This window comes from Comamonas koreensis (assembly GCF_021026195.1).
GTDB lineage: Bacteria > Pseudomonadota > Gammaproteobacteria > Burkholderiales > Burkholderiaceae_C > Comamonas > Comamonas koreensis.
The window spans coordinates 230,648-256,620 of sequence record NZ_JAJNCT010000020.1 but is presented as its reverse complement, the minus strand read 5'-3'; the positions used below and the strand labels follow the sequence as shown (position 1 = coordinate 256,620).

Annotated in this window: 23 protein-coding genes and 3 tRNA genes; 8 read left to right on the top strand and 18 right to left on the bottom strand. The window is 64.0% G+C overall.

The window, feature by feature from the left end; translation table 11 throughout:
* Positions 1-34: 34 nt before the first annotated feature.
* Positions 35-946, bottom strand: a complete 912-nt coding sequence (locus tag LPW39_RS15390; RefSeq protein ID WP_230776872.1) for a pseudouridine synthase — start codon at positions 944-946, stop codon at positions 35-37.
* Positions 947-1,066: 120 nt separating this feature from the next.
* Between LPW39_RS15390 and LPW39_RS15385 the strand changes: the two genes are divergently transcribed.
* Positions 1,067-2,335 (top strand): purine-cytosine permease family protein, encoded by a 1,269-nt coding sequence (locus LPW39_RS15385; protein WP_230776862.1) that lies wholly within the window; start codon positions 1,067-1,069, stop codon positions 2,333-2,335.
* Between the two features lie 7 nt (positions 2,336-2,342).
* On the opposite strand, the gene LPW39_RS15380 is transcribed toward LPW39_RS15385, so the two are convergent.
* Both LPW39_RS15380 and LPW39_RS15375 read right to left on the bottom strand, forming a co-directional pair.
* Complete coding sequence (locus LPW39_RS15380; protein WP_230776855.1) at positions 2,343-3,692, bottom strand: 3-deoxy-D-manno-octulosonic acid transferase; 1,350 nt, start codon at positions 3,690-3,692, stop codon at positions 2,343-2,345.
* Positions 3,693-3,707: 15 nt separating this feature from the next.
* A complete protein-coding gene (locus tag LPW39_RS15375; protein WP_230776853.1) occupies positions 3,708-5,096 on the bottom strand; it encodes a phosphomannomutase/phosphoglucomutase in 1,389 nt (462 codons plus the stop codon).
* Between the two features lie 298 nt (positions 5,097-5,394).
* Here LPW39_RS15375 and LPW39_RS15370 point away from each other — a divergent pair, with 298 nt between their 5' ends.
* Positions 5,395-6,345 carry a DMT family transporter gene (locus LPW39_RS15370; RefSeq protein ID WP_230776851.1) on the top strand — a complete coding sequence of 317 codons (951 nt, stop codon included), beginning with the start codon at positions 5,395-5,397 and terminating at the stop codon, positions 6,343-6,345.
* A 2-nt stretch (positions 6,346-6,347) separates the two neighbouring features.
* Here the strand turns inward: LPW39_RS15370 and LPW39_RS15365 are convergent, their stop codons facing one another.
* Both LPW39_RS15365 and msrA read right to left on the bottom strand, forming a co-directional pair.
* Positions 6,348-6,845 carry a Fur family transcriptional regulator gene (locus LPW39_RS15365; protein WP_230776849.1) on the bottom strand — a complete coding sequence of 166 codons (498 nt, stop codon included), beginning with the start codon at positions 6,843-6,845 and terminating at the stop codon, positions 6,348-6,350.
* Between the two features lie 76 nt (positions 6,846-6,921).
* On the bottom strand, positions 6,922-7,473 hold the full coding sequence (msrA, locus tag LPW39_RS15360; RefSeq protein ID WP_230776847.1) for a peptide-methionine (S)-S-oxide reductase MsrA: 552 nt from the start codon (positions 7,471-7,473) through the stop codon (positions 6,922-6,924).
* 201 nt (positions 7,474-7,674) lie between these two features.
* Between msrA and LPW39_RS15355 the strand changes: the two genes are divergently transcribed.
* From LPW39_RS15355 to LPW39_RS15330, 6 genes are all read left to right on the top strand, one after another.
* Positions 7,675-8,349: a TetR/AcrR family transcriptional regulator gene (locus LPW39_RS15355; RefSeq protein ID WP_230776837.1), complete on the top strand. Its 675-nt coding sequence runs from the start codon at positions 7,675-7,677 to the stop codon at positions 8,347-8,349.
* A complete protein-coding gene (locus LPW39_RS15350) occupies positions 8,346-9,551 on the top strand; it encodes an efflux RND transporter periplasmic adaptor subunit (RefSeq protein WP_230776835.1) in 1,206 nt (401 codons plus the stop codon). The genes LPW39_RS15355 and LPW39_RS15350 overlap by 4 nt, the downstream gene beginning before the upstream one ends.
* 3 nt (positions 9,552-9,554) lie before the next feature.
* On the top strand, positions 9,555-12,719 hold the full coding sequence (locus LPW39_RS15345; protein WP_230776833.1) for an efflux RND transporter permease subunit: 3,165 nt from the start codon (positions 9,555-9,557) through the stop codon (positions 12,717-12,719).
* A gap of 59 nt (positions 12,720-12,778) precedes the next feature.
* Positions 12,779-13,492 carry a protein-L-isoaspartate O-methyltransferase family protein gene (locus LPW39_RS15340; RefSeq protein WP_230776831.1) on the top strand — a complete coding sequence of 238 codons (714 nt, stop codon included), beginning with the start codon at positions 12,779-12,781 and terminating at the stop codon, positions 13,490-13,492.
* Positions 13,493-13,546: 54 nt separating this feature from the next.
* Positions 13,547-13,882, top strand: coding sequence for a rhodanese-like domain-containing protein (locus LPW39_RS15335; protein ID WP_230776829.1), 336 nt, complete (start codon positions 13,547-13,549; stop codon positions 13,880-13,882).
* Positions 13,883-13,962: 80 nt separating this feature from the next.
* The gene (locus LPW39_RS15330; RefSeq protein ID WP_230776827.1) at positions 13,963-15,384 is read left to right on the top strand and encodes a TolC family outer membrane protein; all 1,422 of its coding nucleotides are present in this window, start codon (positions 13,963-13,965) and stop codon (positions 15,382-15,384) included.
* A gap of 41 nt (positions 15,385-15,425) precedes the next feature.
* Here the strand turns inward: LPW39_RS15330 and LPW39_RS15325 are convergent, their stop codons facing one another.
* The 13 genes from LPW39_RS15325 to uvrB all read right to left on the bottom strand — a co-directional run bounded on the left by LPW39_RS15325 (position 15,426) and on the right by uvrB (position 25,882).
* On the bottom strand, positions 15,426-16,568 hold the full coding sequence (locus LPW39_RS15325; RefSeq protein WP_230776824.1) for a hypothetical protein: 1,143 nt from the start codon (positions 16,566-16,568) through the stop codon (positions 15,426-15,428).
* A 193-nt stretch (positions 16,569-16,761) separates the two neighbouring features.
* A tRNA-Val gene (locus LPW39_RS15320) sits at positions 16,762-16,836 on the bottom strand.
* Positions 16,837-16,873: 37 nt separating this feature from the next.
* Positions 16,874-16,948, bottom strand: a tRNA-Val gene (locus tag LPW39_RS15315).
* Positions 16,949-16,986: 38 nt separating this feature from the next.
* Positions 16,987-17,061, bottom strand: a tRNA-Val gene (locus tag LPW39_RS15310).
* Between the two features lie 58 nt (positions 17,062-17,119).
* On the bottom strand, positions 17,120-17,836 hold the full coding sequence (dnaQ, locus tag LPW39_RS15305) for a DNA polymerase III subunit epsilon (protein WP_230776822.1): 717 nt from the start codon (positions 17,834-17,836) through the stop codon (positions 17,120-17,122).
* 72 nt (positions 17,837-17,908) lie between these two features.
* Positions 17,909-18,247 (bottom strand): ISC system 2Fe-2S type ferredoxin, encoded by a 339-nt coding sequence (gene fdx, locus LPW39_RS15300; protein WP_021025845.1) that lies wholly within the window; start codon positions 18,245-18,247, stop codon positions 17,909-17,911.
* A gap of 28 nt (positions 18,248-18,275) precedes the next feature.
* The gene (gene hscA / locus LPW39_RS15295) at positions 18,276-20,141 is read right to left on the bottom strand and encodes a Fe-S protein assembly chaperone HscA (protein WP_230776820.1); all 1,866 of its coding nucleotides are present in this window, start codon (positions 20,139-20,141) and stop codon (positions 18,276-18,278) included.
* Between the two features lie 124 nt (positions 20,142-20,265).
* Positions 20,266-20,784 (bottom strand): Fe-S protein assembly co-chaperone HscB, encoded by a 519-nt coding sequence (hscB, locus tag LPW39_RS15290; protein WP_230777314.1) that lies wholly within the window; start codon positions 20,782-20,784, stop codon positions 20,266-20,268.
* Between the two features lie 115 nt (positions 20,785-20,899).
* Positions 20,900-21,223 carry an iron-sulfur cluster assembly protein IscA gene (gene iscA, locus LPW39_RS15285; protein ID WP_133856013.1) on the bottom strand — a complete coding sequence of 108 codons (324 nt, stop codon included), beginning with the start codon at positions 21,221-21,223 and terminating at the stop codon, positions 20,900-20,902.
* Between the two features lie 6 nt (positions 21,224-21,229).
* Entirely contained in the window at positions 21,230-21,628 is a 399-nt protein-coding gene (gene iscU / locus LPW39_RS15280) for a Fe-S cluster assembly scaffold IscU (protein WP_021025849.1), read from the bottom strand.
* 36 nt (positions 21,629-21,664) lie between these two features.
* Positions 21,665-22,885, bottom strand: coding sequence for an IscS subfamily cysteine desulfurase (locus LPW39_RS15275; RefSeq protein WP_230776813.1), 1,221 nt, complete (start codon positions 22,883-22,885; stop codon positions 21,665-21,667).
* A gap of 147 nt (positions 22,886-23,032) precedes the next feature.
* Positions 23,033-23,569: a Fe-S cluster assembly transcriptional regulator IscR gene (iscR, locus tag LPW39_RS15270; protein ID WP_021025851.1), complete on the bottom strand. Its 537-nt coding sequence runs from the start codon at positions 23,567-23,569 to the stop codon at positions 23,033-23,035.
* A gap of 219 nt (positions 23,570-23,788) precedes the next feature.
* On the bottom strand, positions 23,789-25,882 hold the full coding sequence (gene uvrB, locus LPW39_RS15265; protein WP_230776811.1) for an excinuclease ABC subunit UvrB: 2,094 nt from the start codon (positions 25,880-25,882) through the stop codon (positions 23,789-23,791).
* Positions 25,883-25,973 lie beyond the last annotated feature (91 nt).

Sequence of the window (25,973 nt, the reverse complement as noted above, 5' to 3'; positions counted from 1 at the left end):
TAACCACAAGCCGCCGTTCAGGCGGCATTGTTTATTAGCCCATCAAGGGCAGCAACTGGCGCCGGCTGCGAAACACATGCGCCTGCCCCGTTACCGGGTCGGTGAAGCGCAGCTCACGCGCCAGCAGCTGCAAGGGCCGCGAGAAGTCACCCTCGGGCGGGTCATTGACCTCGGGGTAGAAGGCATCGTTGCGGATGGGCAGCCCCAAGGCGGCCATGTGCACGCGCAGCTGGTGGCGCTTGCCGCTGACGGGTTTGAGCCCATAGCGCGCCCAGGCGCCCTGCTGCTCCAGCAGCTCCATATGGCTGTGGCTGTTGGGTTCGCCTGGCACCTCGTGCATCAGAAAAAAGCGCTGGCTCTCTTCCATGCGGCTGCGGTGCTCCCGCGGAAACACCAGGTCCGCCCGCCAGGGCGCTACCGCCTCATAGCTCTTGTCCATGGCCCGGTCGCGGAACAAGGCCTGGTACTGGCCGCGCGTGGCTGCATCCTTGGACAGCAGCAGCAGCCCGGCGGTGTCGCGGTCGATGCGGTGCAGTGGGGAGAGATGGGCATTGCCGGTCGCATTCTTCAGCCGCACCAGCAAGGAATTCTGTACATACTTTCCCGTTGGCAGCACGGGCAGAAAATGCGGTTTGTCCACCAGCAGCAGGCGCTCGTCTTCGTACAGCACATCGGCGTCAAAAGGAATGGGCAGCTCCTGCTCCACCTTGCGCCAGTAGTACACCCGCATGCCGGGCACAAAGGTCTGCGCCGGCCCCAAGGTCTGGCGTCGGCCATCGACCACATCGCCCGCCTGCAGGCGCTCCCGCCACTGCACAGCACTGACCAGAGGCAGGCGCTGGGCCAGAAAATCCAGCAGCAGCCCCTCGCCGCGCGAAGGCAGCACCACGCAGCTGGGGCTGACGCCATCGCGCATCCAGGTGGAAGGGTCCGTGTGTATCGTCATCTCGTTGGCGATTGTAGTCATCTCATTAGGGACATGTAGGCTGGGCACAATAGCCGCACTTCTCGGCGCCAAGGCCCTGCGCAGCCGTTCACTTCCCAGCACTCCAAAAAATAACAGGCCATGACCGCCAACGCTTCTTCCGCCTCCAACTTCGCCCTCCATCCCGTCGCTCAACAGGAGCGTGTTTTCAACGGCTGGCATCTGGCCTCGCTGTGGTTCAGTCTGGGGGTGGGCCTGCTGGTGATGCAGGTGGGGGCCTATTTGATGCCCGCGCTGTCCACGCCACAGGCGCTGATGGCGATTGTCGGTGGCTCGGTGGTGGGGGCTGGACTGCTGGCCTGGGTGGGCAAGATCGGCTGCGACACGGGGCTGTCCAGCGCCGGGCTGATCCACCATGTCTATGGCCGCCACTTTGCCAAGCTGCCGGTGCTGCTCAATATCGTGCAGCTGCTGGGCTGGGGCGCATTTGAGCTGGTGGTGATGCGCGAATCCACGGTGGCCATTGGCCGCCAGGCTGGCGGCATGCAGGCGGCGTACTGGCCCTGGCTGGCGACCCTGCTCTGGGGCGGGCTGCTGGTGGCGCTGATGACCGGCTCCATGGTGCGGCTGGTGCGCCAGCTGATCTCGCGCGTCGCGCTGCCGCTGGTGATGCTGTCGCTGCTGTGGCTGAGCTGGCAGTTTGTCGGCATGGCAGTGCAGCAAGGCCTGCCTGCGCTGTGGAGCCGCCCCGGTGCCGGCGGCATGGGCGTGATGCCGGCGCTTGATCTGGTGGTGGCCATGCCCATTTCCTGGCTGCCGCTGGTGGCCGACTATGCCCGCTACGGGCGCAATGGCCGCAGCGCGATGGCCGGCACCTGGATTGGTTTTGGCATTGCCAATATTTGGTGCTATGCACTGGGCGTGCTGGTGGCCCTGGTGCTGCCCAGCACCGACCTGGTTGCCGCCTTGCTGCTGGCCCAGGGCGGTTTGATTGCACTGTCCCTGGTGCTGCTGGACGAGGTGGACAATGCCTATGGCGATGCCTACTCGGGCGCTGTATCTGCCCACAGCCTGCTGCCGCGCTGGGGCGTGCGCGGCTGGGGCATTGCGATGGCGGTGTGCAGCACCGCGCTGGCCATGGTGCTGCCCATGCACAGCCTGGAGCCGTTCTTGCTGATCCTCAGCTCCGTCTTTGTGCCGCTGTTTGGCGTGATCCTGGGCCGCCTGTCCTGGGGTGGCTACCAGCCTGGCAATGTGCAGGCTGCCGTGCACCTGCTGCCGCTCGCACTGTGGCTGGGCGGTATTGCGCTCTACCACGGCCTGGCCGCCTGGGCGCCGCAAGCGGGATCGGCCTTGCCCACCCTGGCGCTGACCTTTGTGCTGGCCTTTGCCACCCGCACCAAAGGCTAAATAGGACTTAGGCAGGATCCTCGTCGAACAGCGAGGCTTCGAAGCTGGAATTGACAAAGCCTTCGGTGGATTCCAACACCGTGGCGATCAACTGCGCGCTGGCTTGTGCGGCGCCCCGGTGGGTTTGGGCAAACTGCAATGCCGCGCGGCGCATGCGGCTGTGGCTGGCCATATCGGTGGCAATGGCCACCGCCTGCTGCAGGCCCTCGTCCATGCCTTGCACACGCAGCCCGGCACCGGCTTGTACGCTGCGGTCGGCCGCCTGCGCAAAGTTGAAGGTGTGCGGGCCCATCACCACCGGGCAGCCGCAAGCCGCTGCCTCGATCAGGTTCTGGCCGCCCAGCGGCGCAAAGCTGCCACCCAGCAAGGCCACATCGGCCAGGCCGTAGTACAGCTGCATCTCGCCCATGCTGTCGCCCAGCCATACATCGGCGGACTGGGGCCCAGCCTGCCACTGGCTGCGGCGTGATACCTGCAAACCAGCGCCCTGCAGCAGTTGCACAATCTCGCCAAAACGCTGCGGGTGGCGCGGCACCAGCAGCCATTGCACCTTAGATGCGGCGTCTGGGTTGCTGCTGCGCAGCTGTGCCAGCGCCTGCAGCCACAGAGCCTCTTCGCCCTCGCGGCTGCTGGCCAGCATCACCACCGGCTTGCCCGCCGCCTGGTGCCAGGCCTGGCCCTGGGCCAGCTGTGCCGCATCGGGATCTACATCAAATTTGAGATTGCCCAGCACCGCCGTCACCTCAGCACCGGCCGCACGCAAGCGGCTGGCATCGCCCTCCGTCTGGGCGATCACCGAGCGCAGGCTTTGGTAGGCCGGGCGCGCCAGCCAGGCCATGCGCTGCGCGCCGCGCAGGGATTTCTCATTGAGCCGGGCATTGGCCAGCACCAGCGGCACGCGCTCGCGCTGGCAGCCAGCGGCCAGGCCGGGCCACATCTCCGTCTCCATCAAGATGCCGATGGAGGGCCGGAAATGGCGCAGAAAGGCGTTGACACTGGCGCGGTCATCCCAGGGCTGCCAAACCTGGATATCGCCAGGCAACAGCAGCTTTTGCCCCTCTTCACGGCCGGTGGCCGTGCCATTGGTCAGCAGCAGGCGCAGGGCCGGAATCTGCAGCCGCAGCTCACGCAGCAAGATGGCGGCAGCCCGCGTCTCACCCAGCGATACCGCATGGATCCAGACCAGGGGCATCTCGGGCAGCGCTTGGTAGCGGGGCAGATCGCCGTAATCGCCAAAGCGCTGCTCCACCATCTGGGCGTAGCCGGGCTCCTGCACCGCGCGTCGCGCCAGCTTGCGCCGCACCAGTGGGCGGGCAAGCCGCGCCACCCAGCCATAGAGCATCAGGCTCAGACCCATGGACTTGGCCGCGCCTTAGTGCGAGGCGCTGCCGACCACGGCATCGGGCTTGACCTTGAGCAGCAGCGCTTTCATCTCATTCTGAATGCGGTGCAGCGCTGCCTGGGTGTGGCCTTCAAAGCGCAGCACCAGCACGGGCGTGGTGTTGCTGGCACGGATCAGGCCAAAACCATCGGGCCAGTCCACGCGCAGGCCGTCAATGGTGTTGATCTGGGCGGGTTCGCTGAACACATCGGCCGCCATCTCCTGCAGCTGGGCGCTGAGCTTGTGCGGCTCGCCTTCCTGGCATTCCACATTGAGCTCGGGCGTGCTGTAGCTGCTGGGCAGCGCATGCAGCAGCGCGCAAGGATTTTGGGCCTTGCTGAGGATCTCCAGCAGGCGGCAGCCGGCGTAGGTGCCGTCGTCAAAGCCGTACCAGCGCTCCTTGAAGAAGATATGGCCGCTCATCTCGCCGCCCAAAGGCGCATTGGTCTCGCGCATGCGCGCCTTGATCAGCGAATGCCCGGTCTTGTACATCACCGGTTTGCCACCTGCGGCCTCGATCGCCGGCGCCAGGCGCTGCGAGCACTTGACGTCATAGACGATTTCGCCACCGGGCACGCGCGAGAGCACGTCCTGGGCAAACAGCATCATCTGGCGGTCGGGGTAGATGTTCTGGCCGTCCTTGGTCACGATGCCCAGGCGGTCGCCGTCGCCGTCAAAGGCCAGGCCGAGCTCGGCATCGCCGGTCTGCAGTGCCTCGATCAGGTCACGCAGGTTCTCGGGCTTGCTGGGGTCCGGATGGTGGTTGGGGAAATTGCCATCCACCTCGGAGAACAGCTCGGTCACCTCGCAGCCCAGCGCGCGGAAGATGCCCGGCGCGGTGGCACCGGCAATGCCGTTGCCGCTGTCCACGACGATCTTCATCGGGCGGGCCAGCTTGATGTCGGAGACGATGCGCTCGACGTAGGCTGCCGTCACATCCTCCTCGCGCAGCTTGCCGCCGCCCTGGAAGCGCCAGCATTCCTTTTCCATGATCTGGCGCAGCTTCTGGATCTCTTCGCCATAGATGGCGCGGCCGGCCAGCACCATCTTGAAGCCGTTGTAGTCCTTGGGGTTGTGGCTGCCCGTCACCTGGATGCCGCTGTGGCACAAGGTGCTGGCGGCAAAATACAGCATGGGCGTGGTCACGCGGCCCACGTCGATGACCTCGATACCAGCTTCCACCAGGCCCTGCATCAGAGCACGGCTCAGCGCATCGCCGGACAGGCGTCCATCACGCCCCACGGCTACCACCAGCTCGCCGGCGGCAATTGCCTGCTGGCCAAAGGCCCGGCCCAGCTTCAGTGCCACGCTCTCGTTGAGCGTGCTCGGCACGACGCCGCGGATGTCATAGGCTTTGAAGATTGTCGAAGAAATCGGCACAGAACTCACCTTGTTGTTGGCGCAGAACAGGCATGAAAAACGGCCTCCATCAGAAGCCGTGCCCTTGCTGCGAGACAGCTATTGTAGGCACGCTCCAGGCTATGGCCGGCCAGTTGTCCATATGGCGACCAGGGCAGCGCGCCGCCAAACGCACAATCGGAACCGGCCAGCGGCTGTTGGGCCGCGCCGGCGCTGCGCTTTCACCGCACTTTGCACGGCGCGCATCAATGCACCGCAAGAATGTCACCAATGGCAAGCGCGGCGCCCGCTAGCATGCTGTCTGCCCTTGCGAGAACCTATGCGCCCCACCCCCTCTACCGCCGCTGCCTCCGTCCCCAGCCCCTCCCTCCCCTCGGCTGCGCCTAGCGCCAGCCGCTGGCTGCCCCCTTTTGTGCTGCTGGCGGTGCTGTGGGGCGCGTCCTTTTTGTTCATGCGCCTGGGCGCCTCGCAGTTTGGCGCCGTGCCCACGGCCGGCTTGCGTGTGATTTTGGCGGCGCTGTTCCTGTTGCCGGTGATGCTGATGCGCGGCGAATGGCCTGCGCTGCGTCAGCACTGGAAGCCAGTGTTGTTCTCCGGCATCATCAATTCGGCCATCCCGTTTTCACTGTTTGCCTACGCGGTGGTCTACATGCCCACCGGCATGGCCTCGGTGCTCAATGCCTGTGCTCCGCTGTTTGGGGCCTTGGTGGCCTGGCTCTGGCTGGGTGACCGCATCACCGGCCTGCGCGTCACGGGGCTGTTGATCGGTTTCACCGGCGTGGCCCTGCTCGCGCTGCATGACAAGCCGGCCACCGCAGGCGCTGCCAGCTGGAGCGCCTATGCCGCCATCGCCGCCTGCCTGTGTGCGTCACTGAGCTATGGCGTGGCGGCCAGCTTTGCCAAGCGCTACCTGGTGGGGGTGCCGCCGCTGGCAACGGCCACCGGCAGCATGGTCGGTGCCAGCCTGTGCCTGCTGATCCCCACGATTGCGATGTGGCCCAGCCAGACGCCGTCCTGGACCTCCTGGCTGGCCGTCGCCGCATTGGCGCTGCTGTGCACCAGCGTGGCCTACATCCTGTATTTCCAGATCATCCAGACCGCCGGGCCCAGCCGCGCAATTGCCGTCACCTTTCTGGCGCCGGTGTTTGCGCTGGTCTATGGCAACTGGTTTTTGGCAGAACCCATCACCGCCTGGATGCTGGGCTGCGGAGCCGTCGTGATTGGCGGCACCATGCTGTCTACGGGGCTGATTGGCGGCAAAAAACGCTGAGGTCAGGATTTCTTGTGGTCGTGCTTGCAATCGGCGCATAGACCCTGCAAGCGCAGCTCGGTCTGCTCCGGCGCCAGCCCCTGCTCCTGCAGCACCTGCAGGTACTGCGCCATGGCCTGGTTGACCAGTGCGGTGGCAGCGTCGCCGGCATGCTCATCCAGGCTTTGTACCGAATGGCAGTCGGTGCATTCATAGCGCACCTGCATGGGCTCCTGCGCATCGGCCCGCAGCGCATAGCGCGTCAGGCGCTCGGCATCCACGCTTTTGACCAGCTTGCCAGCAGCGGCCAGGCGATCGAGCAAGCGGTAGCTGGTGACCCGGTTGACCTCGACGCCCATCTTCTGCAGCCGCGCCTGCACCTCGGCCACGGACCATTGCACGCCCGGCTGACCGCCGACCAGGGCCAGCAAGGCCTTGGTGGCTCGCGTGGCACGCATGCCGGGCGGCAGGGACTGTACGCTCAAGGCGGCAGTGGCGGGGGATGGGGTGCGGGGGGACATCGGTGGCTGGGCGGAATGGCTTAGATGCAATTGTGTTGCATTATGCCCATCGCCCACGCCCGCCACCCAGGCGGCCCTACTTCAACCAGTCTGCGAAGCGGGTTTCCAGCTTGTCGACCTTGGGCGCCACCACATAGGTGCAGTAGGGTTGGCGCGGGTTGTTGTCGAAATAGTCCTGGTGGTAGGCCTCAGCATTCCAGAAATGCTGCAGCGGCTCCACCTCGGTGACCACCGGCGCGCCCATCTGGCCAGAGGCATTGAGCTTGTCGACAAAGGCCTGGGCCTGGGCCAGTTGCTCGGGCGTGGTGGTGTAGATGCCGCTGCGGTACTGCGGGCCCACATCATTGCCCTGGCGGTTCAATGTGGTCGGGTCATGGGTTGCAAAAAAGATGTGCAGCACCTTGTCCAGCGGCAGCACCTGCGGCTCGAAAGTCAGTTCCACACATTCGGCATGGCCCGTCGTGCCCGTGCAGACCTGTTCGTAGCTGGGGTTGGCGATCTGGCCATTGGCATAGCCGCTGACGACCTTGACGACGCCCCGCACCCGCCCGAACACCGCCTCGGTGCACCAAAAACAACCTCCGGCAAGATAGATTTTTTCCACGGGGGACTGGCTTTCACTGGACATGATGACTCCGGCAACAATAAGGCAAACATCGGCTCAGGCTCTGAGAATCAAGCCGTGAGACAGCACATTTTTAACAGAGAAAAAGACAGCCTGATGCCAACGATGGCTCTATATGTTTCAGGTCGTTCGCTTGACTTGTCGCGGGCACCCGCCTACATTACTAACCCATTGGTCATTAACTGTTAGATTGCGCTGTCCACCGTGTCCACCCCGCCCTATCCACCTGCTTTGGCCACGCCTGCGCCCCGCCGCAGCCGCCGCAAGGAGGCCCGGCCTGGCGAGCTGCTGGATGCGGCGCTGGATCTGTTTGTCAGCAAAGGCTATGCGGCCACCAAGGTGGAAGAAGTGGCCCGCCAGGCCGGCGTCTCCAAGGGCACCTTGTTTCTCTACTTCCCCAGCAAACAAGAGCTGTTCCAGGCTGTGGTGCGCCATGTGCTCAGCAGCCGCTTTGCCGAATGGGATCTGGAGCTGGACACCTACCAGCACGACACTGCCACCTTGATCCATTACTGCTACGAGGTCTGGTGGCAGCGCATCGGCTCGACCAAGGCCTGCGGCCTGCCGCACCTGGTGATGGCCGAGGCGCATAACTTTCCGGAGATCGCAGCCTTCTACCGCCAGGAAGTGGTGCTGCCCGGCAACCGCCTGATCGAGCGCGTGCTGTGCCGGGGCATGGAGCGCGGGGAGCTGGCCCCCATCGATCTGGACTACGGCGTGACCCTGGTGCTGGCCCCGCTGATCTTCTGTGCCAGCGTCAAAAGCACCGGCGGCTTTTGCCTGCCCAATCCGGATTTTGATGTGCCACGCTTTTTGCAGATGCAGGCCGATGCCTTGATGCATGGCCTGGGCTGCCGGTCCAAGGGCAGCACCAAATGAAGCGCGCCCTGCCCTGGCTGGCCGCCGCCGTCGTCATTGCCCTGCTCGCCAGCGGGCTGTGGCGTGGCGTCAAAACCCAGCAGCAGCGCCAGCAAGCACTTGCCCAGGCCGAACAGGCCAAGGCGCAGGCCGTCTACCAACTGGCCGCGAGCGACGCCATCACCGTGGCACCGCAGACCCTGGTGCTGAGCCTGCCCCTCAGCGGCACGGTGCAAGCAGTACACACCGCCACCATCAAGGCCCGCATCGCCGGCGAGCTGCAGCAGCTGCAACTGCGCGAGGGCGACCCGGTGCAGGCCGGCCAGGTCGTCGCGCGCGTGGACAGCACCGAGAGCCAGGCCCGCCTCGCCCAGGCGCAGCAGCAGGCCGATGCCGCCCGTGCACAGCAAGATATCCAGCAGCGCCAGTACGACAACAACCGGGCGTTGGCCAACCAGGGCTTTATCTCGGCCACGGCGCTGGAATCGTCGCAGTCGCAGCTGCAGGCCGCGCAGGCCAACTACCAGGCAGCGCGCTCGGCGGCCGATGTGCTGCGTAAAAACCTGAGCGACACCGTGCTGCGCAGCCCCATCCAGGGCCAGGTGGCCCGCAAATGGGTCAGCAATGGCGAGAAGGTGGGTCCCGACGCCAGTGTGCTGGAGATCGTCGACCTGCGCGAGCTGGAGCTGCAGGCCCAGATACCCGCCGCCGATTCGCTGCAGTTGCGCCTGGGCCAGACGGCGCAGCTGCAGGTTGATGGCAGCGGCCAGACCATCAGCGCCCAGGTGGTGCGCATCAACCCCCAGGCCGATGCCAACAGCCGCAGCGTGACGGTCTACCTGCGCATTGCGCCGCCTGCCGCGCCCGCAGGCACTGCCGCACCGGCACTGCGCCAGGGCCTGTACCTGCAGGGCCAACTCGCCACCAGCCAGGTGCAGACCCTTGCCGTGCCGCTGGCCGCCGTGCGCACCGACAAGCCCGAGCCCTATGTGCAGCTGCTTAGCCCCCAAGGCGAATCGGGCGAAACGCTGCGGGTGCAGCACCAGCCCGTGGTACTGGGCCCGCGCAGCCAACTCCAGGGCAAGACCTGGGTAGCGATCCGCCAGGGCTTGCAGGCGGGCCAGCGCATTCTGGGCGGCCAGGTGGGCCAGCTGCGCGAGGCCACGCCCGTCCGCTTGGCGCCCGAGGCCGCACCTACCAGCCCCGCGTCGCCTGCGTCCTGATCCATGTGGTTCACCCGCCTCAGCCTGAACAACCCGGTGCTGGCCACGATGATGATGGCCGCGCTGGTGGTGCTGGGCCTGTTCTCGCTGCAGCGCCTCAAGGTCGACCAGTTCCCCAACATCGATTTCCCTGTGGTCGTCATCACGGTGGACTACCCCGGCGCCGCGCCCGAGATCGTCGAGAGCGAGGTCACCAAGAAGATCGAGGAAGCCGTCAACGCGGTGGCCGGCATCAGCGCGCTCACCTCGCGCAGCTACGAAGGCACGGCCGTCATCATCATGGAGTTCCAGATCTATGTGGACGGACGCCGGGCGGCCGAGGATGTGCGCGAGAAGATCGCCGCCGTGCGCCCCTTGCTGCGCGACGAGGTCAAGGACCCGCGCGTGATCCGCTTTGACCCGGCCGATGCTGCCGTCTGGTCCCTGGCCCTGCTGCCCGACCCCAGCCGGGGCACACCGCCCAGCGCGATTGCGATGACCTCCTGGGCCGACCAGGTGCTCAAGAAGCGGCTGGAGAATGTGCGCGGCGTGGGTGCCGTGAGCCTGGTGGGCGGCACGCCCCGTGAGATCAATGTCTACCTGAACCCGCAGCAGATGGAGGCGCTGTCCATCTCGGCCAGCGAAGTGGCCGACGCGGTGCGCCGCGAGAACCAGGATCTGCCGCTGGGCTCGGTGCGCTCGCGCGAGCAGGACCGGCTGGTGCAGATCGATTCGCGCATGAAGCGGCCCGAGGACTTCAACCAGATCATCGTGGCCCGCCGCAATGGCGCACCCATCTACCTGCACCAGGTCGCCCGGGTGCAGGATGGCGCGCAGGAGCTGAAAAACCTGGCCTTGTACAACGGCACACGCACCTTGCTGCTGTCGATCCAGAAATCGCAGGAGGAAAACACCATCGAGGTGGTGGACGGCCTGCGCCGCGCCGTGGCCGAGATTACGCCCGAGCTGCCACCGGGCCTGCGGCTGGAGCCGATCGCCGATGCATCGCGGCCGATTCGGGTGGCCGTCGACAATGTGCGCGAGACCCTGGTCGAAGGCGCCGTGCTCACCGTGCTGATCGTGTTTCTGTTCCTGCACTCCTGGCGCTCGACGGTCATCACCGGGCTGACCTTGCCGATTTCCATCATCGGCACCTTCTTCTTCATGTATGCCTTTGGCTTCACCATCAATATGGTGACCCTGATGGCCCTGTCGCTGTGCGTGGGCCTGCTGATCGATGACGCCATCGTCGTGCGGGAAAACATCGTGCGCCACCTGCAGATGGGCAAATCCGCCTACCGCGCGGCACTGGAAGGCACGCAGGAGATTGGCCTGGCCGTTCTGGCCACCACCTTGTCGATCGTCGCGGTGTTTCTGCCGATTGGCTTTATGGGCGGCATCATCGGCAAGTTCTTCCATGAGTTCGGCCTGACCATCGTGGTGGCCGTGCTGCTGTCGATGTTTGTCAGCTTCACCCTGGACCCGATGCTCTCCAGCGTCTGGCATGACCCCAGCGTGCACAAAGACAGCAAGCCCGCGCGCAACCGATTCGCACGCGCACTGGGCCGGGCACTGGCCGGCTTTGAGGCCGCCACCGAGCAGCTGAGCGCTGGTTACCAGCGCCTGCTGGCCTGGGCGCTGCGCCACCGCTTGACCAGCCTGCTGGTAGCGCTGGCCATCTTTATCCTCAGCCTGCTGCTGCTGCCGCTGCTGGGCACCGAGTTTGTGCCGCGCGCCGATTTCTCGGAGACCCAGATCCGCTTCAATGTACCGGTGGGCGCCTCAGTAGAGGCGACCGAGGCCCGCGCCCGCCAGGTCGAGGACGTGGTGCGCCGCAACCCCGCCGTGCGCTACACCCTGACGACGATCAACACCGGCAATGCCAACGGCAAGAACTACGCCAGCATGTATGTGCGCCTGGTGGACCGCAGCCAGCGCAGCCAGGATGTGCAGCAGATATCGGCCCATCTGCGCGCCGAGCTGAACCAGATTGCAGGCATCCAGGTCACGCATGTGGGCCTGCTGGAGGCCGTGGGCGGCCAAAAGCAGGTGGAGTTCTCGCTGCAGGGCCCGGATCTGCAGGAGCTGGAGCGCCTGGCGCGCCAGGTGAGCGAGCGCCTGCAGCACATTCCCGGCCTGGTAGACCTGGACAGCAGTGTGCTCGAGCGCGAGCCCATCGTGCAGCTGCAGTTCAACCGCGATGCCGCATCCGACCTGGGCCTGCCGATGGGCCAGGTAGCCACGGCGCTGCGCACCTTGGTGGAAGGCGACACCGTGGGCAACTGGCGCGCCGGCGACAACCAGACCTATGACGTGCGGGTGCGCCTGGCGCCCGAGGCGCGCGAGAACCCGCAGATGCTGGCCCAGCTGCCGCTGACGGCCATGGGCGCCAATGGCCAGCCCCATACCGTGCGCCTGAGCCAGCTGGCGACCTTGACCGAAACCACCGGCCCCAGCCGCATCAACCGCCGGGCGATGAACCGCGAAGTCGCCTTCAATGCCAATGCCAACCAGCGCAGCGCTGGCGAGGTGGCAGCCGATATCCGCGCGGTGCTGGAGCAAACCACCTTCCCGCCCGGCTACCGCTACGAGTTTGCCGGCAGCACCAAGAACATGCAGGAATCCTTCGGCTATGCGCTGTCGGCGCTGGCCTTGGCGGTGATCTTTATCTACATGATCCTGGCCAGCCAGTTCCGCAGCTTCCTGCAGCCCCTGGCGCTGATGACCTCGCTGCCATTGACCTTGATTGGCGTCGTGCTCACGTTGATGATGTTTGGCACCACCTTGTCGATGTTCTCGATCATCGGCGTCATCTTGCTGATGGGCCTGGTCACCAAGAATGCGATCTTGCTGGTGGACTTTGCGATACGGGCCCGCCAGCCGCAGTTGGCAGAGGACGGCCAGACCGTGCCGGGCCTGCCACGCGAGCAGGCGCTGCTGCTGGCCGCCCAGGTGCGGCTGCGCCCTATTTTGATGACCACCCTGGCCATGGTGTTTGGCATGGTGCCGCTGGCCTTTGCGATGAGCGAAGGCGCCGAGCAGCGCGCGCCGCTGGGCCAGGCGGTCATCGGCGGGGTGATCACCTCATCGCTGCTGACCCTGGTGGTGGTGCCGGTGGTCTACTGCTACCTCGATGATTTTGCGAAATGGGCCGCCCAAAAGTGGCGGCACCCCGCTATGGAACGCTAAGCGGCCTAAAATAGGGGGTTTTTTCTTGCCCCACCCCAACAAGCCAACCGGAGTCTGCAATGAGTTTGCCACTGAACATGTCCCCCAGCACGGATGATAAGTACCGCGCAGCACGCTACAACATGGTCGAGCAGCAGGTGCGCCCCTGGAGCCTGGGCGACGAACAGGTGCTGGAGCTGATCGGCACCTTGCGCCGCGAAGAGTTTGTGCCCGATGGCCTGCAGGACATGGCGTTCATGGACATCCAGCTGCCCTTGCTGGGTGATGATGGTGAAGAAGCCATCGCCAACGGCCACTGCATGCTGCCTCCCCGCGTCGAAGCGCGCGTGCTGCAGGACCTGAAGCTGCAAGCCCATGAAAACGTGCTGGAAATCGGCACCGGCTCGGGCTACATGGCAGCGCTGATGTCGCGCCTGGCCAAGCAGGTCACTTCGCTGGAGATCGAGCCTGCGCTGGTCGAGCTGGCCCGCGCCAACCTGCACCGCGCCCAGATCAAGAACGTCGATGTGGTGCTGGAAGACGGCTCCAACGCCCAGGCCATCGGCGGCAGCTATGACGTGATCGTGCTGAGCGGCTCGGTCTACGAAGTGCCGGCAGCGCTGCTCGACAAGCTCAAGGAAGGCGGCCGCCTGATCGCTTTTGTCGGCACCGAGCCCATGATGCGCACCACCGTCTACACCCGCACGCAAGGCAGGCTGACGATCAGCCAGCCTTGGGACACCGTGGTGGCCCGCCTCAAGGGCTTTGCCGAGGCACCCCGCTTCAAGTTCTGATGACCCCCGCAGCGCGGCGGCCTTGGGGGCCGGCTGCGCTGCAGAAAGTGATGTATGGAGCAAATCCGCCCCGCGCAACTCGATGAATGGCTGGCCCAGCATGCAGACCAGAACCCTCTGGTGCTCGATGTGCGCGAGCCCTGGGAGCTGCAGACTGCCTCGGTCAAGCCCGAAGGTTTTGAGCTGCTGAACATCCCGATGCAGCAGATTCCGGCGTCGCTGAACCTGCTCGACGAAGACCGCGCCATCGCCTGTCTGTGCCACCACGGCATGCGCAGCATGCAGGTTGCCGTGTTCCTGGAACGCCAGGGCTACACCCAGGTCAGCAACCTGACCGGCGGCATCGACCTCTGGACGGCCGAGCGCGACCCTTCGGTGCCCCGCTACTGACCACCGGTCATCGTCGTTTGCGGCACGGGGTGGGCAACCGCCCTTCACGTGCCAACCTTCTTACCACCACCTTCTGCACCATGCGCCAAGCCCCCGCCCTGCCCCGTCCGAGATCAATCTGCGCCGCAGCCGCTGCGCTGCTGCTGGGCCTGGCCCAGCTTCCGGCCCAGGCCCAGAGCCTGATGCAGATGGTCGAACAGGCCAGTGGCTACGACGCGCAGTGGCAATCGGCCCGTGCCAACCTGGATGCGGCCATCTCCCGGGGCGAGCAGGCACGCGCCGGCTTGCTGCCCCAAGTGGGGTTGCAGGCCCAGTCGCAGTACAGCCACACCGCCATCAACAACCCCGAGCTGCGCCTGAACGGCCCCGACCACCAGATCGGCATCACCGCCAGCCAGCCGCTCTACCGCCCGGCCAACCGCATTGCGCTGGAGCAAGGCCGGCTGGGCGGCGATATTGCCCGGCTGCAGCTAGATGCCGCGAGCCAGGACCTGCTGGTTCGGGTAGCCCAGGCCTATTTTGATGTGCTGGCCGCCCAGGACAGCATGGTGTTTGTGCAGGCGCAAAAGGCCGCCGTCAAGGAGCAGTTGGCGGCCGCCAAGCGCAACTTTGATGTGGGCACCGCCACCATCACCGATTCGCGCGAAGCGGAGGCCCGCTATGATCTGGTGCGCGCCCAGGAAATCGCCGCTGAGAACGACCTCACCGTAAAACGCCTGGCGCTGGACAATGCCGTGGGCACGCCCGGCAACCAGCCCTGGCCGCTGAAGCAGCCGGTCCTGCTGCCAGCGACCACGCCAGACAATGTGTTGATGTGGGTGGACCAGGCCCAAAGCGAGCAACCCCAGATCCGCATCGCCCAGCTGGCGACCGACAACGCCCGCTTGGACACCAAGAAAGCCGAAACCGGCCACTTGCCCACCGTGGACCTGCAGGCCACCGTCGGCCGCCAGCTCTACCCCAAGGGCAGCATCACCATGCCCACCCATGGCTACAACGCCAACCAGGCGACCGTGGGCGTGGTGCTCAATGTGCCGCTGTTTGCCGGTTTTTCCGTGCAAAACCGGGTCAAGGAAACCCTGGCGCTGGAGACCAAGGCCGAGGCCGATCTGGACAACGCCCGCCGCACCGTGGCCCAGAACGTGCGCAGCGCCTTCTTTGGCCTGCAGTCCAACGCCAGCCAGGTCAAGGCGCTGGAAGCAGCCGAGGCATCGAGCCAGCTGGCACTCGATGCCAACCTGACCGGCTACCAGGTGGGTGTGCGCATCAATATCGATGTGCTCAACGCCCAAAGCCAGCTCTACCAGACCAAGCGCGACCTGGCACTGGCCCGCTACAACACCTTGCTAGGGCAGCTCAAGCTCAAGCAGGCCGCCGGCACGCTGACGCTGAACGACATCGAGGTGCTGGACCGCAGCATGCTGACCAGCACGGCGCCCACTGCAGTGGTTACACCGGCCCTACCGGCGCTGCCAACACCCCAGCCCGCAAGCCCACGCTAAAGCGCCACCCGCCTTCGTCACCGGCCTGCAAGCTGCTTCCGTCAAGGCGCAGTGCCAAACAAGGCCGACCGCGCTGCATCCGAGGGCAGCACACAGGCCACATCATGGGCGCAGCCCGGCACGGTGTAGAGAGGCTGCGGGCGCGGCGGCTGCAGCACCTGGCTGACATAGGCGGCATAGCCGTCACCCCGCTGGCGGCGAAACGGCCCTTGCAGCATGGCGGCACAGGATTTATCGAGTGCACCGTAGCTGGTGCCCTTGCCAGCGTGGTTGTCGAGCGCGCCTTCCAGGTAGTGGATATCTGCCTGGCGGTAGCGCTCCCGGGCTTGGGCGGCGTTCGAGCCCAGGTAGGACGGCAGCGCCTGGGTGCCGTACTTCCAGTGGTCGTAACCTGGGCAGGATTGCGCTTCAGGCAACTGCATGCGGTAGCTGCAAGCCGCATCGCTGCAAGCGGCCCAGTCCACATCGCTGCCCGCGCGCTGGGGCTGCGGGCGCAGCGGATCAAAATACAGCCAGGTGCCAGGGTCGGCCACCACATAGCGCAGCGATACCCCAACGGGCGGCTGCTGGGCAAAGCCAATACTGCGCTGGAGCATTTGCCCACCGGCAGAAAAGCCCGCCAAGGTGATCTGGCGCACGCTGGGCCAGCGCTGGTGGATATGGGCGATCAAGGCGTCCAGCGCGGCAATCGCATTGATCGGCGCCCTGCCAGCACCGGCCTGGGAGTTTTTCCCGGCCAGCCAGCTGCTGCAGGTCCACAGCGCATCATCCGGCTCCGGTGCAGGGGTGCCCTTGGTGCGGCAGCGCTCGGCCTTGTCGCTGGCCACCTGGAAAAGCGGCGCGATGACCAAGGTCGTGTCCAGGCGCCCTGCCCTGCGTGCGGCATCCAGCGCGGCATTGAAACTGCGGTTGGCATCCCGAGGGTGCCCATGCATGATCAGCAGCGCCGCTTGTGGCCCGGCTGACCCGTCGGCCTTTTCCGCTTGCGGCGCCAGCGAGGCATAGAAATGCATGCGCCCGGCCTGGCCCGGCAGGTCAAAGCCCTGGTAACAGGCATCCGATGCCTGTTCGGTACAGGTCTGCGAGGCGGATGCCGGGCTGGATGGCGTCGCCGAGGCCGCCCAGCCACTGCTGGCCAGCAAGGCGGCCAGGCCAACACCAGAAGCGAGCGTGCGAGCAGTCATGTCGGTACCCTTGAATCCAAAGACATGCCATCGTAGGCCTTTGCGGCCCAGCGGTGCAGCATTGGGGCGGGTTTTACCTGGCAGCGACAGGCCGGATACCTGCACGACATGGTGGACGGCGGTGCAGCGCATCCGACACAGCGCACAGAAAACAAAAAGCCTCTTGAACATTGCATTCAAGAGGCTTGTTGATTGGTGGGTGATACATGGATCGAACATGTGACCCCTGCCGTGTGAAGGCAGTGCTCTACCGCTGAGCTAATCACCCTGAGTACGCCCCAAAGAGGCCTACCGAAACTAAATTGTGGTGGGTGATACATGGATCGAACATGTGACCCCTGCCGTGTGAAGGCAGTGCTCTACCGCTGAGCTAATCACCCCAAGCATGTCCCAACAGACATACCGTAACGACGATGGATGGTGGGTGATACATGGATCGAACATGTGACCCCTGCCGTGTGAAGGCAGTGCTCTACCGCTGAGCTAATCACCCAAAATCTCTCGCCGTCAAGCCCTCTATTATGACAGCAAATAATTGCCGGCCGTAAAAATTAGGCCAATTTTCTCCAAATAGTTTTACCGCCACTGGATTTGTCCAACTGCGCGAGCACGTCCTCATGGGCAGCCAGCTCCACATCGGATGGCAGGATCACCGGCAGATCGAACTGCGCAAAGTCCACCTTCTTGATGACCACCGCCGAGCCGGATTTGTTGTTGGACGCCATGCTGTCAGATGACAGCAGTTGCTCCTGGCCGCGCGTCATGTTGATGTAAACGTCGGCCAGCAGCTCGGCATCGAGCAAAGCGCCATGCAGGTCGCGGCCGGAATTGTCCACTTCGAGGCGGTCGCACAAGGCATCAAGCGAATTGCGCTTGCCCGGGAACAGGTCACGCGCCATCAGCAGTGAATCGAGCACCCCGCTGACCATGCTGGACAGCGGAGGCATGCCCACCCGCTCGAACTCCTTGTTCAGGAAGCCCATGTCGAAGGGTGCATTGTGGATGATCAGCTCGGCGCCTTCTAGGTAGGCGCGGATCTCTTCGGCCTTCTCGTGAAAACGGGGCTTGTCGGCCAGAAACTCGGTGGTGATGCCGTGCACGCGCAGCGCGTCTTCATGGCTGTCCCGGTCGGCATTGAAGTACAGGTGCAAGTTGTTGCCAGTGAGCTTGCGGTTGAGCAGCTCGACGCAACCGAGCTCAATGACACGGTCACCATCGACGACTGACAGACCCGTGGTTTCCGTATCCAGAACAATTTGGCGCGACATCTACAACTTCCTCGACTCAAAACACCGATTGTAAAAGCCGGTCGCACCGCTGCGCCCGGCTCCCGCCCATGCTCAGTGGTTTTCCTTGGCGTGGTTGATCGAGTACTTGGGGATCTCCACGGTCACATCCTCGCGCGCCAGAATGGCCTGGCAGGACAGGCGGGACTGTGGCTCTAGGCCCCAGGCGCGGTCGAGCAGATCGTCCTCTTCCTCTTCGGAGGGGTCCATGGAGTCGAAACCCTGGCGCACGATCACGTGGCAGGTGGTGCAGGCCCGGCTCATGTCGCAGGCGTGTTCGATGTTGATGCCATTGTCCAGCAGCGCCTCGCAGATCGACGTGCCCGTAGGTGCCTTGATTTCGGCGCCTTGGGGACAGTATTCGGCATGGGGCAGGATTTTGATGATAGGCATGGGTTGTGGTTCTTCTTGCTGTAGTCGGTTAAATGGATTGCACGTTCTTGCCGGCCAGGGCCTGGCGGATGCCACGGTTCATGCGCTCGGCGGCAAAGGCCTCGGTGCCCTTGGCCAGCGCATCCGTGCTGGCCTCGATCTCGGCCGCGCTTTCGCTGTTGGCCAGCGCATGGCGCAACTGGTCCATCAGTGCATCGACCTGGCTGCGCTCGGCGTCGGCCAGCAGGTCGCCATCGGCATCCAGCGCACTTTGGGTGGCAATCAGCAGGCGGTCGCCATCGACCCGCGCTTCAACGAGTGCACGGGCCTGCATATCGGCCTGGGCGGTGCTGAAGCTGTCGCGCAGCATGTTCGCGATCTGGTCGTCCGAGAGACCGTATGAGGGCTTCACATCGATATGTGCTTCGACACCGCTCACCAGTTCTTGCGCACCCACGCTCAGCAGGCCGTCGGCATCGATGGTGAAGGACACGCGGATGCGTGCAGCACCCGCGGCCATTGGTGGAATGCCGCGCAGCTCAAAGCGCGCCAGGCTGCGGCAATCAGCCACCAGATCGCGCTCGCCCTGCACCACATGGATGGCCAAGGCCGTCTGGCCGTCCTTGTAGGTCGTGAAGTCCTGGCCGCGTGCGGTCGGAATGGTTTCGTTGCGGCTGACAATGCGCTCGACCAGGCCACCCATGGTCTCGATGCCCAGCGACAGCGGGATCACATCGAGCAGCAGCAAGTCGCCATTGGTGTCGTTGCCGGCCAGCTGGTTGGCCTGGATGGCCGCGCCCAGCGCCACCACCTCGTCGGGGTTCAGGTTGGTCAGCGGGGGCTTGCCAAAGAAGTTGCCGACTGCCGCCTGCACCTGGGGCATGCGCGTGGAGCCGCCCACCATCACCACACCTTGCACCTCGTCCTTGGCCAGCTGGGCATCGGCCAGCGCACGGCGCACGGCCGTCAGGGTGCGGGCGGTCAAGGCCTGGGTGGCCGCATCAAAATCGGCACGGCTCAATGGCAGTGCAATGTCCTTGCCCGAGAGCTGCGCCGAGAAGGTCACCGTGTCGGCGTCGGTCAGCGCCTCTTTGGCGGCCTTGGCGGCCAGGCGCAATACCGCCTTGTCCTGCGCGCCCTGCACCGTGCCGCCGGTTTTCTCCAGCACCCATTGGCCCAGTGCCGCGTCATAGTCGTCCCCGCCGAGCGCCGAGTCACCGCCGGTGGCAATGACCTCGAACACGCCGCGCGTCAGGCGCAGCACAGAGATGTCAAACGTGCCGCCGCCCAGGTCATAGACGGCGTAGATGCCTTCAGAGGCATTGTCCAGGCCATAAGCAATGGCCGCAGCGGTGGGCTCGTTGATCAGGCGCAGCAGCTTGATGCCGGCAAGCTGCGCCGCATCCTTGGTGGCCTGGCGCTGTGCATCGTCAAAATAGGCCGGCACGGTGATCACCGCGCCATACAGGTCATTGTCAAAAGTGTCTTCTGCGCGGTAGCGCAAGGTGGCCAGGATCTCGGCGCTGATCTCCACCGGGGTCTTGCGGCCGGCCACGGTCTCGATGGCCACCATGCCGCTGCCCTCGGGCTGCACCAGCGCATAGGCCAGTTGCTCGGGCGCATGGATATCGGCCAGGTTGCGGCCCATCAGGCGCTTGGCCGAGGCAATGGTATTGGCAGCATCCACACCAGGATGGGCGAGCGCCGCATAGCCAATATCGCGCTTGCCATTGGTGTGGTAATGCACCACCGATGGCAGCAGCACCCGGCCTTCATCATCCGGCAGGCATTCGGCCACGCCGTTGCGCACGGCAGCCACCAGGGAATGCGTGGTGCCCAGATCAATGCCCACCGCGATGCGTCGCTGGTGGGGATCGGGAGATTGGCCAGGTTCTGAAATTTGGAGCAATGCCATGGATGCGATCTATCTTGTGTTCTCTTGCCTGCGGCCCGCAGGGGGTGCGGGGCAGCGGTCTCAACGGGGGTGTTGCCAAAGCATGCTGTGCGGCCTGGTGGGCCGCCCTGCCTTGGTCAAAAGCCTATTGTCCCAGTTGCTCGCGGCGGCGGTCGATGTCGCCGCTAAATCGCGCAACAAACATGAGGGCTCTCACCTGCTGGGCCGCCTGTGCGTAGTCACGCTCCACATCCAGCAGTTGCTGGCAGCGCTCCAGCATCGCGCGGCGGGCGCTGGCCACCTGGTCGTCCAGCGCGTCCACGTCGGCTTGCGACTGCGCCTCTTCCAGCGCCTCGCGCCACTCCATCTGCTCCATCAGAAAAGCGGTGGGCATGGCGGTGTTGTCTTCGGCGCGGATGGGCGCGTCGTGCATCTCGCACAGGTAGGCGGCGCGCTTGAGCGGGTCCTTGAGGCGCTGGTAGGCCTCATTGATGCGCACCGACCACTGCATGGCCACACGCTGGGCAGCAGCACCTTGCGATGCAAAGCGGTCCGGATGGGCTTGCTTTTGCAAGGCCTTCCAGCGCTCGGCCAATTGCTGGGCATCTTGGGCAAACTGCACAGGCACAGCGAACAGTTCAAAATCGTTGGATTGCAGATTCATCATGAAAAAACCGCCTGGCCAAAGCACAGGCGGTTTGCAGTTTTGGCATCAGCGATGCCGACAAACAAGGCCGGGTCAGCCCATGAAGGCCAACCGGGCGCCTGAACCTGAGGCCTCAGATTCTGAAGCTCTCGCCACAACCGCAGCGATCACGCTCATTGGGGTTGTGGAACTTGAAGCCCTCATTGAGGCCTTCGCGCACAAAGTCCAGCTCGGTGCCGTCGATGTAGGCCATGCTTTTGGGATCGACCAGCACCTTGACGCCATGCTCTTCGAACACGACGTCCTCAGGCGCTGCCTCGTCCACGTACTCGAGCTTGTAGGCCAGGCCCGAGCAGCCGGTGGTCTTCACGCCCAGGCGCACACCCACGCCGTGCCCACGGCGGGACAGGTAGCGGTTAATGTGGCGCGCAGCCGACTCAGAAAGCGTGACAGCCATGGCGCTTTAAGCCTCCGCCTTGGCGGTGTGCTTGGCCTTGTAGTCGTTGACTGCAGCCTTGATCGCGTCTTCAGCCAGGATCGAGCAGTGGATCTTCACCGGTGGCAATGCCAGCTCTTCAGCGATCTGTGCATTCTTCAGCGCAGCGGCTTCGTCCAGGGTCTTGCCCTTGACCCATTCGGTCACCAGCGACGACGATGCAATCGCCGAGCCGCAGCCGTAGGTCTTGAAGCGTGCGTCTTCGATCACGCCAGTGTCGGCGTTGACCTTGATCTGCAGCTTCATCACGTCGCCGCAAGCGGGAGCGCCGACCATGCCGGTGCCCACCGATTCATCACCCTTGTCGAAAGAGCCCACGTTGCGGGGGTTCTCGTAATGATCAATCACTTTGTCGGAATATGCCATCTTGGTACCTCTTAACAGTTATCGGCTGCGCCGGCTTTAGTGGGCAGCCCACTGGATGGTGCTCAGATCAACACCGTCTTTGTACATTTCCCACAGGGGGCTCAATTCGCGCAGCTTGGTCACGTTTTCACGGATCGATGCCACGGCGTAGTCGATGTCTTCATTCGTCGTGAAGCGGCCAAACGTCATGCGCAGACTGCTGTGGGCGAGCTCATCGCTGCGACCCAGGGCGCGCAGCACATAGCTGGGCTCCAGGCTGGCGGAGGTGCAAGCCGAACCCGAGGACACGGCCAGACCCTTGATGCCCATGATCAGCGATTCGCCTTCGACGAAGTTGAAGCTGATGTTCAGGTTGTGGGGCACGCGGTGGTTCAGGTCACCGTTGACGAACACTTGTTCAATGTCCATCAGACCGTCCAGCATGCGCTGCTGCAGCGCCTTGGCATGGGCGTAGTCCTTGGCCATGTCTTCCTTGGCGATGCGGAAAGCCTCGCCCATACCGACGATCTGGTGCGTAGCCAGGGTGCCCGAACGCATGCCGCGCTCATGGCCACCGCCGTGCATCTGCGCTTCGATGCGCACACGTGGCTTGCGGCGCACGTACAGCGCGCCAATGCCCTTGGGACCGTAGGTCTTGTGCGAAGCCAGACTCATCAGGTCCACCTTCAGCGCGGTGACATCGATCTCGACCTTGCCGGTGGCCTGCGCCGCATCCACGTGGAAAATGATGCCCTTTTCGCGGCAGATGTTCCCGATGGTGTCGATGTCCTGGATCACGCCGGTTTCGTTGTTCACGAACATGACGCTGACCAGAATGGTGTCGGGGCGGATGGCCGCCTTGAACACATCCAGGTCCAGCAGACCATCTTCCTTGACGTCCAGATAGGTGACCTCGAAGCCTTCACGCTCCAGCGCACGCATCGTGTCCAGCACGGCCTTGTGCTCGGTCTTGACGGTGATCAGGTGCTTGCCCTTGCCCTTGTAGAACTGGGCAGCGCCCTTGAGCGCCAGGTTGTCCGACTCGGTGGCACCGCTGGTCCAGACGATTTCACGCGGATCGGCGTTGATCAGCGCGGCGACTTGCGCACGGGCCTTTTCAACCGCCTCTTCCGCCGTCCAGCCCCATGCGTGGCTGCGCGATGCAGGGTTGCCGTAGTTCTCGGACAACCAGGGAATCATCGCTTCAATCACGCGTGGGTCCACGGGCGTGGTGGCGCCGTAATCAAGGTAAATAGGGAAGTGTGGGGTCGTGTCCATATCTGGCTCTACTGGCGCGTGCTGGAGGGCACCCGCAAAAACTCAAAACGCAATCATCGAATGACTTGCACACCTTCTGGAAGGCGCAACAAGACCTCCCGGCACCCGAAGGCACCGGGGATGCGGCGACCAGCGCCGCATCAAGAATCAGGATTTGGCAAACACATTGCCCAGTGCAAACACCGAGTTTGGTGCGGTGACACGGATGGGTTTGACCACCGGCGTGGTCGAGATGGCACGGCGCACGATCGGCTTGTCTTCGATCTGGATGCCCTTGGCCAGTTGGTCATCAACCAGCTTTTGCAGGGTGACGGAATCGAGAAACTCGACCATGCGCTGGTTCAGCGATGCCCAGAGTTCGTGCGTCATGCAGCGACCGGCCTCGCCCATGCAGTTTTCCTTGCCGCCGCACTGCGTGGCGTCAATAGGTTCATCTACCGACACAATGATGTCGGCAACTGTGATCTCAGCGGCTTTGCGGGCCAACGTGTAGCCGCCACCAGGGCCACGGGTGGACTCCACCAGTTCATGGCGGCGCAGCTTGCCGAACAGCTGCTCCAGATACGACAGCGAGATCTGCTGACGCTGGCTGATGGCAGCCAAAGTTACCGGGCCATTGTTCTGGCGCAAAGCCAGATCAATCATTGCAGTCACTGCAAATCGGCCTTTGGTGGTGAGACGCATAATCGTTCCTTAGAGGTCAGGCTTGATAACCATGGACGCCCAATGCAGGCAAGCCACCCGCAATGACATCGTCGTAGCCTGTCGCTCCACCCTGCATGCAGGGTAGGTCCCATTCATCGATAGGCTTTTTTCTTGTTGTTGAGTAATTTGTGTCAGTATAGCACAATGCCCCCTAAATTCGCTCGGGTAAGCAAAGATTACTTACAGAAACTGACACCACTAGAGGCTGCGGGTATTCCCTGCCTCTGAAGAGGCCCCGCCAAAAGCCCTTTGTTTCAAGATGGTTAATTGATCGCGGGCCTGGGCTGCAGCCTCGAATTCGAGGTTGCGCGCCGCCTCCAGCATCTGCTTTTCCAGGCGCTTGATTTCCTTGGCAATCTCTTTCTCGGACATGTCCTCGACCTGGGCCCGGCTCATCGCCACCTGCTGGGCGCGGTCCATGTCGTCGCTGGCCTTGGTGCTGTAGACGCCATCGATCAAATCACGCACTTGCTTGACAATGCTGCGCGGCACGATGCCATGCTCCGTATTGAAAGCCATCTGCTTCTCACGGCGGCGGCTGGTTTCATCCATGGCCTTGCGCATCGAGTCGGTGATGCGGTCGGCATAGAGAATGGCCTTTCCGTTCATGTTCCGCGCCGCACGGCCAATGGTCTGGATCAGACTGCGCTCGGCACGCAGAAAGCCTTCCTTGTCGGCATCCAGGATCGCCACCAGCGAGACCTCGGGAATGTCCAGGCCTTCGCGCAGCAGGTTGATGCCCACCAGCACATCAAAGGTGCCCAGGCGCAGATCGCGGATGATCTCGACACGCTCCACGGTCTCCACATCGGAGTGCAGGTAGCGCACCTTCACGCCGTTGTCGGTCAGGTACTCGGTCAGCTGTTCGGCCATACGCTTGGTCAGGGTGGTGATCAACACCCGCTCCTGGACCTTTACCCGCGCATGGATTTCCTGCAATACATCGTCCACCTGGTGGGTGGCAGGGCGCACCTCCACCTCGGGGTCGACCAGGCCGGTGGGTCGCACCACCTGCTCCACGATCTTGCCCGCATGGGTCTTCTCGTACTCGGCCGGCGTGGCCGACACAAACACCACCTGGCGCATGCGCTGCTCGAACTCGCCAAACTTCAGCGGGCGGTTGTCCAGTGCGCTGGGCAGGCGAAAGCCATATTCCACCAAGGTCGTCTTGCGCGCCTTGTCGCCGTTGTACATGGCATTGAGCTGGCCGATCATCTGGTGGCTCTCGTCGAGAAACATCAGCGCGTCCTTGGGCATGTAGTCCGTCATCGTCGGCGGCGGATCGCCGGGCGCTGCGCCCGAGAGGTGGCGGCTGTAGTTCTCAATGCCCTTGCAGTGCCCCACTTCGGTCAGCATCTCCAGGTCAAACCGGGTGCGCTGCTCCAGGCGCTGGGCTTCCACCAGCTTGCCCTCGCCCACCAGCTGCTTCAGGCGCAGCGCCAGCTCTTCCTTGATGGTCTCCACAGCCACCAGCACCTGGTCGCGCGGGGTCACATAGTGGCTGCTGGGGTAGATGGTGAAACGCGGCACTTTCTGGCGCACGCGGCCCGTCAGCGGGTCAAACAGCTGCAGGCTCTCGACCTCGTCGTCAAACAGCTCGATGCGCACCGCCATCTCGCTGTGCTCGGACGGAAACACGTCGATGGTGTCGCCCCGCACGCGGAAGGTACCGCGCGAAAAATCCGCATCGTTGCGCTTGTATTGCATGCGCACCAGCTGGCCGATGGCATCGCGCTGGCTCAGCTCATCGCCCACGCGCAGGATGAAACGCATCTTGGTATAGGACTCGGGCGAGCCGATACCGTAGATGGCCGACACGGTGGCCACCACGATGGTGTCGCGGCGCTCCAGCACACTCTTGGTGGCCGACAAGCGCATCTGCTCGATGTGCTCGTTGATGGCGCTGTCCTTTTCGATGAACAAGTCGCGCTGGGGCACATAGGCCTCGGGCTGGTAGTAGTCGTAGTAGCTGACGAAGTACTCCACAGCGTTCTTCGGAAAGAATTCGCGGAACTCGCTGTACAGCTGCGCGGCCAGGGTTTTGTTGGGCGCAAACACGATGGCCGGGCGCCCGGTGCGCGCGATCACATTGGCCATCGTGAAGGTCTTGCCCGAGCCCGTCACGCCCAGCAAGGTCTGAAAGGCCTCACCGTCATCAATGCCTTCCACGAGCCCATCAATGGCGGCCGGCTGGTCGCCCGCAGGCGGATACGGCTGGAACAACGTGAATGGAGAGCCGGGATATTGGATGAATTCCCCCTCGCGGGGTGCCTCTGGAGTGACTTCGTGCATAGGTCGGGTATGCCACGCGCGAGCGGGCGTCGCTAGAATACGGGGTTAACCCCAAAGCGTACTGCAAAATTGCGGTGGAGGCGATGGCCTC

What these genes read in the sequence shown, in the direction of transcription:
- LPW39_RS15390 (WP_230776872.1), bottom strand. Translation starts at nt 946, where the DNA reads ATGACGATACACACGGACCCTTCCACCTGGATGCGCGATGGCGTCAGC.
- LPW39_RS15385 (WP_230776862.1), top strand. Translation starts at nt 1,067, where the DNA reads ATGACCGCCAACGCTTCTTCCGCCTCCAACTTCGCCCTCCATCCCGTC.
- LPW39_RS15380 (WP_230776855.1), bottom strand. Translation starts at nt 3,692, where the DNA reads ATGGGTCTGAGCCTGATGCTCTATGGCTGGGTGGCGCGGCTTGCCCGC.
- LPW39_RS15370 (WP_230776851.1), top strand. Translation starts at nt 5,395, where the DNA reads ATGCGCCCCACCCCCTCTACCGCCGCTGCCTCCGTCCCCAGCCCCTCC.
- LPW39_RS15365 (WP_230776849.1), bottom strand. Translation starts at nt 6,845, where the DNA reads ATGTCCCCCCGCACCCCATCCCCCGCCACTGCCGCCTTGAGCGTACAG.
- msrA (WP_230776847.1), bottom strand. Translation starts at nt 7,473, where the DNA reads ATGTCCAGTGAAAGCCAGTCCCCCGTGGAAAAAATCTATCTTGCCGGA.
- LPW39_RS15350 (WP_230776835.1), top strand. Translation starts at nt 8,346, where the DNA reads ATGAAGCGCGCCCTGCCCTGGCTGGCCGCCGCCGTCGTCATTGCCCTG.
- LPW39_RS15345 (WP_230776833.1), top strand. Translation starts at nt 9,555, where the DNA reads ATGTGGTTCACCCGCCTCAGCCTGAACAACCCGGTGCTGGCCACGATG.
- LPW39_RS15340 (WP_230776831.1), top strand. Translation starts at nt 12,779, where the DNA reads ATGAGTTTGCCACTGAACATGTCCCCCAGCACGGATGATAAGTACCGC.
- LPW39_RS15335 (WP_230776829.1), top strand. Translation starts at nt 13,547, where the DNA reads ATGGAGCAAATCCGCCCCGCGCAACTCGATGAATGGCTGGCCCAGCAT.
- LPW39_RS15330 (WP_230776827.1), top strand. Translation starts at nt 13,963, where the DNA reads ATGCGCCAAGCCCCCGCCCTGCCCCGTCCGAGATCAATCTGCGCCGCA.
- LPW39_RS15325 (WP_230776824.1), bottom strand. Translation starts at nt 16,568, where the DNA reads ATGACTGCTCGCACGCTCGCTTCTGGTGTTGGCCTGGCCGCCTTGCTG.
- dnaQ (WP_230776822.1), bottom strand. Translation starts at nt 17,836, where the DNA reads ATGTCGCGCCAAATTGTTCTGGATACGGAAACCACGGGTCTGTCAGTC.
- fdx (WP_021025845.1), bottom strand. Translation starts at nt 18,247, where the DNA reads ATGCCTATCATCAAAATCCTGCCCCATGCCGAATACTGTCCCCAAGGC.
- hscA (WP_230776820.1), bottom strand. Translation starts at nt 20,141, where the DNA reads ATGGCATTGCTCCAAATTTCAGAACCTGGCCAATCTCCCGATCCCCAC.
- hscB (WP_230777314.1), bottom strand. Translation starts at nt 20,784, where the DNA reads ATGAATCTGCAATCCAACGATTTTGAACTGTTCGCTGTGCCTGTGCAG.
- iscA (WP_133856013.1), bottom strand. Translation starts at nt 21,223, where the DNA reads ATGGCTGTCACGCTTTCTGAGTCGGCTGCGCGCCACATTAACCGCTAC.
- iscU (WP_021025849.1), bottom strand. Translation starts at nt 21,628, where the DNA reads ATGGCATATTCCGACAAAGTGATTGATCATTACGAGAACCCCCGCAAC.
- LPW39_RS15275 (WP_230776813.1), bottom strand. Translation starts at nt 22,885, where the DNA reads ATGGACACGACCCCACACTTCCCTATTTACCTTGATTACGGCGCCACC.
- iscR (WP_021025851.1), bottom strand. Translation starts at nt 23,569, where the DNA reads ATGCGTCTCACCACCAAAGGCCGATTTGCAGTGACTGCAATGATTGAT.
- uvrB (WP_230776811.1), bottom strand. Translation starts at nt 25,882, where the DNA reads ATGCACGAAGTCACTCCAGAGGCACCCCGCGAGGGGGAATTCATCCAA.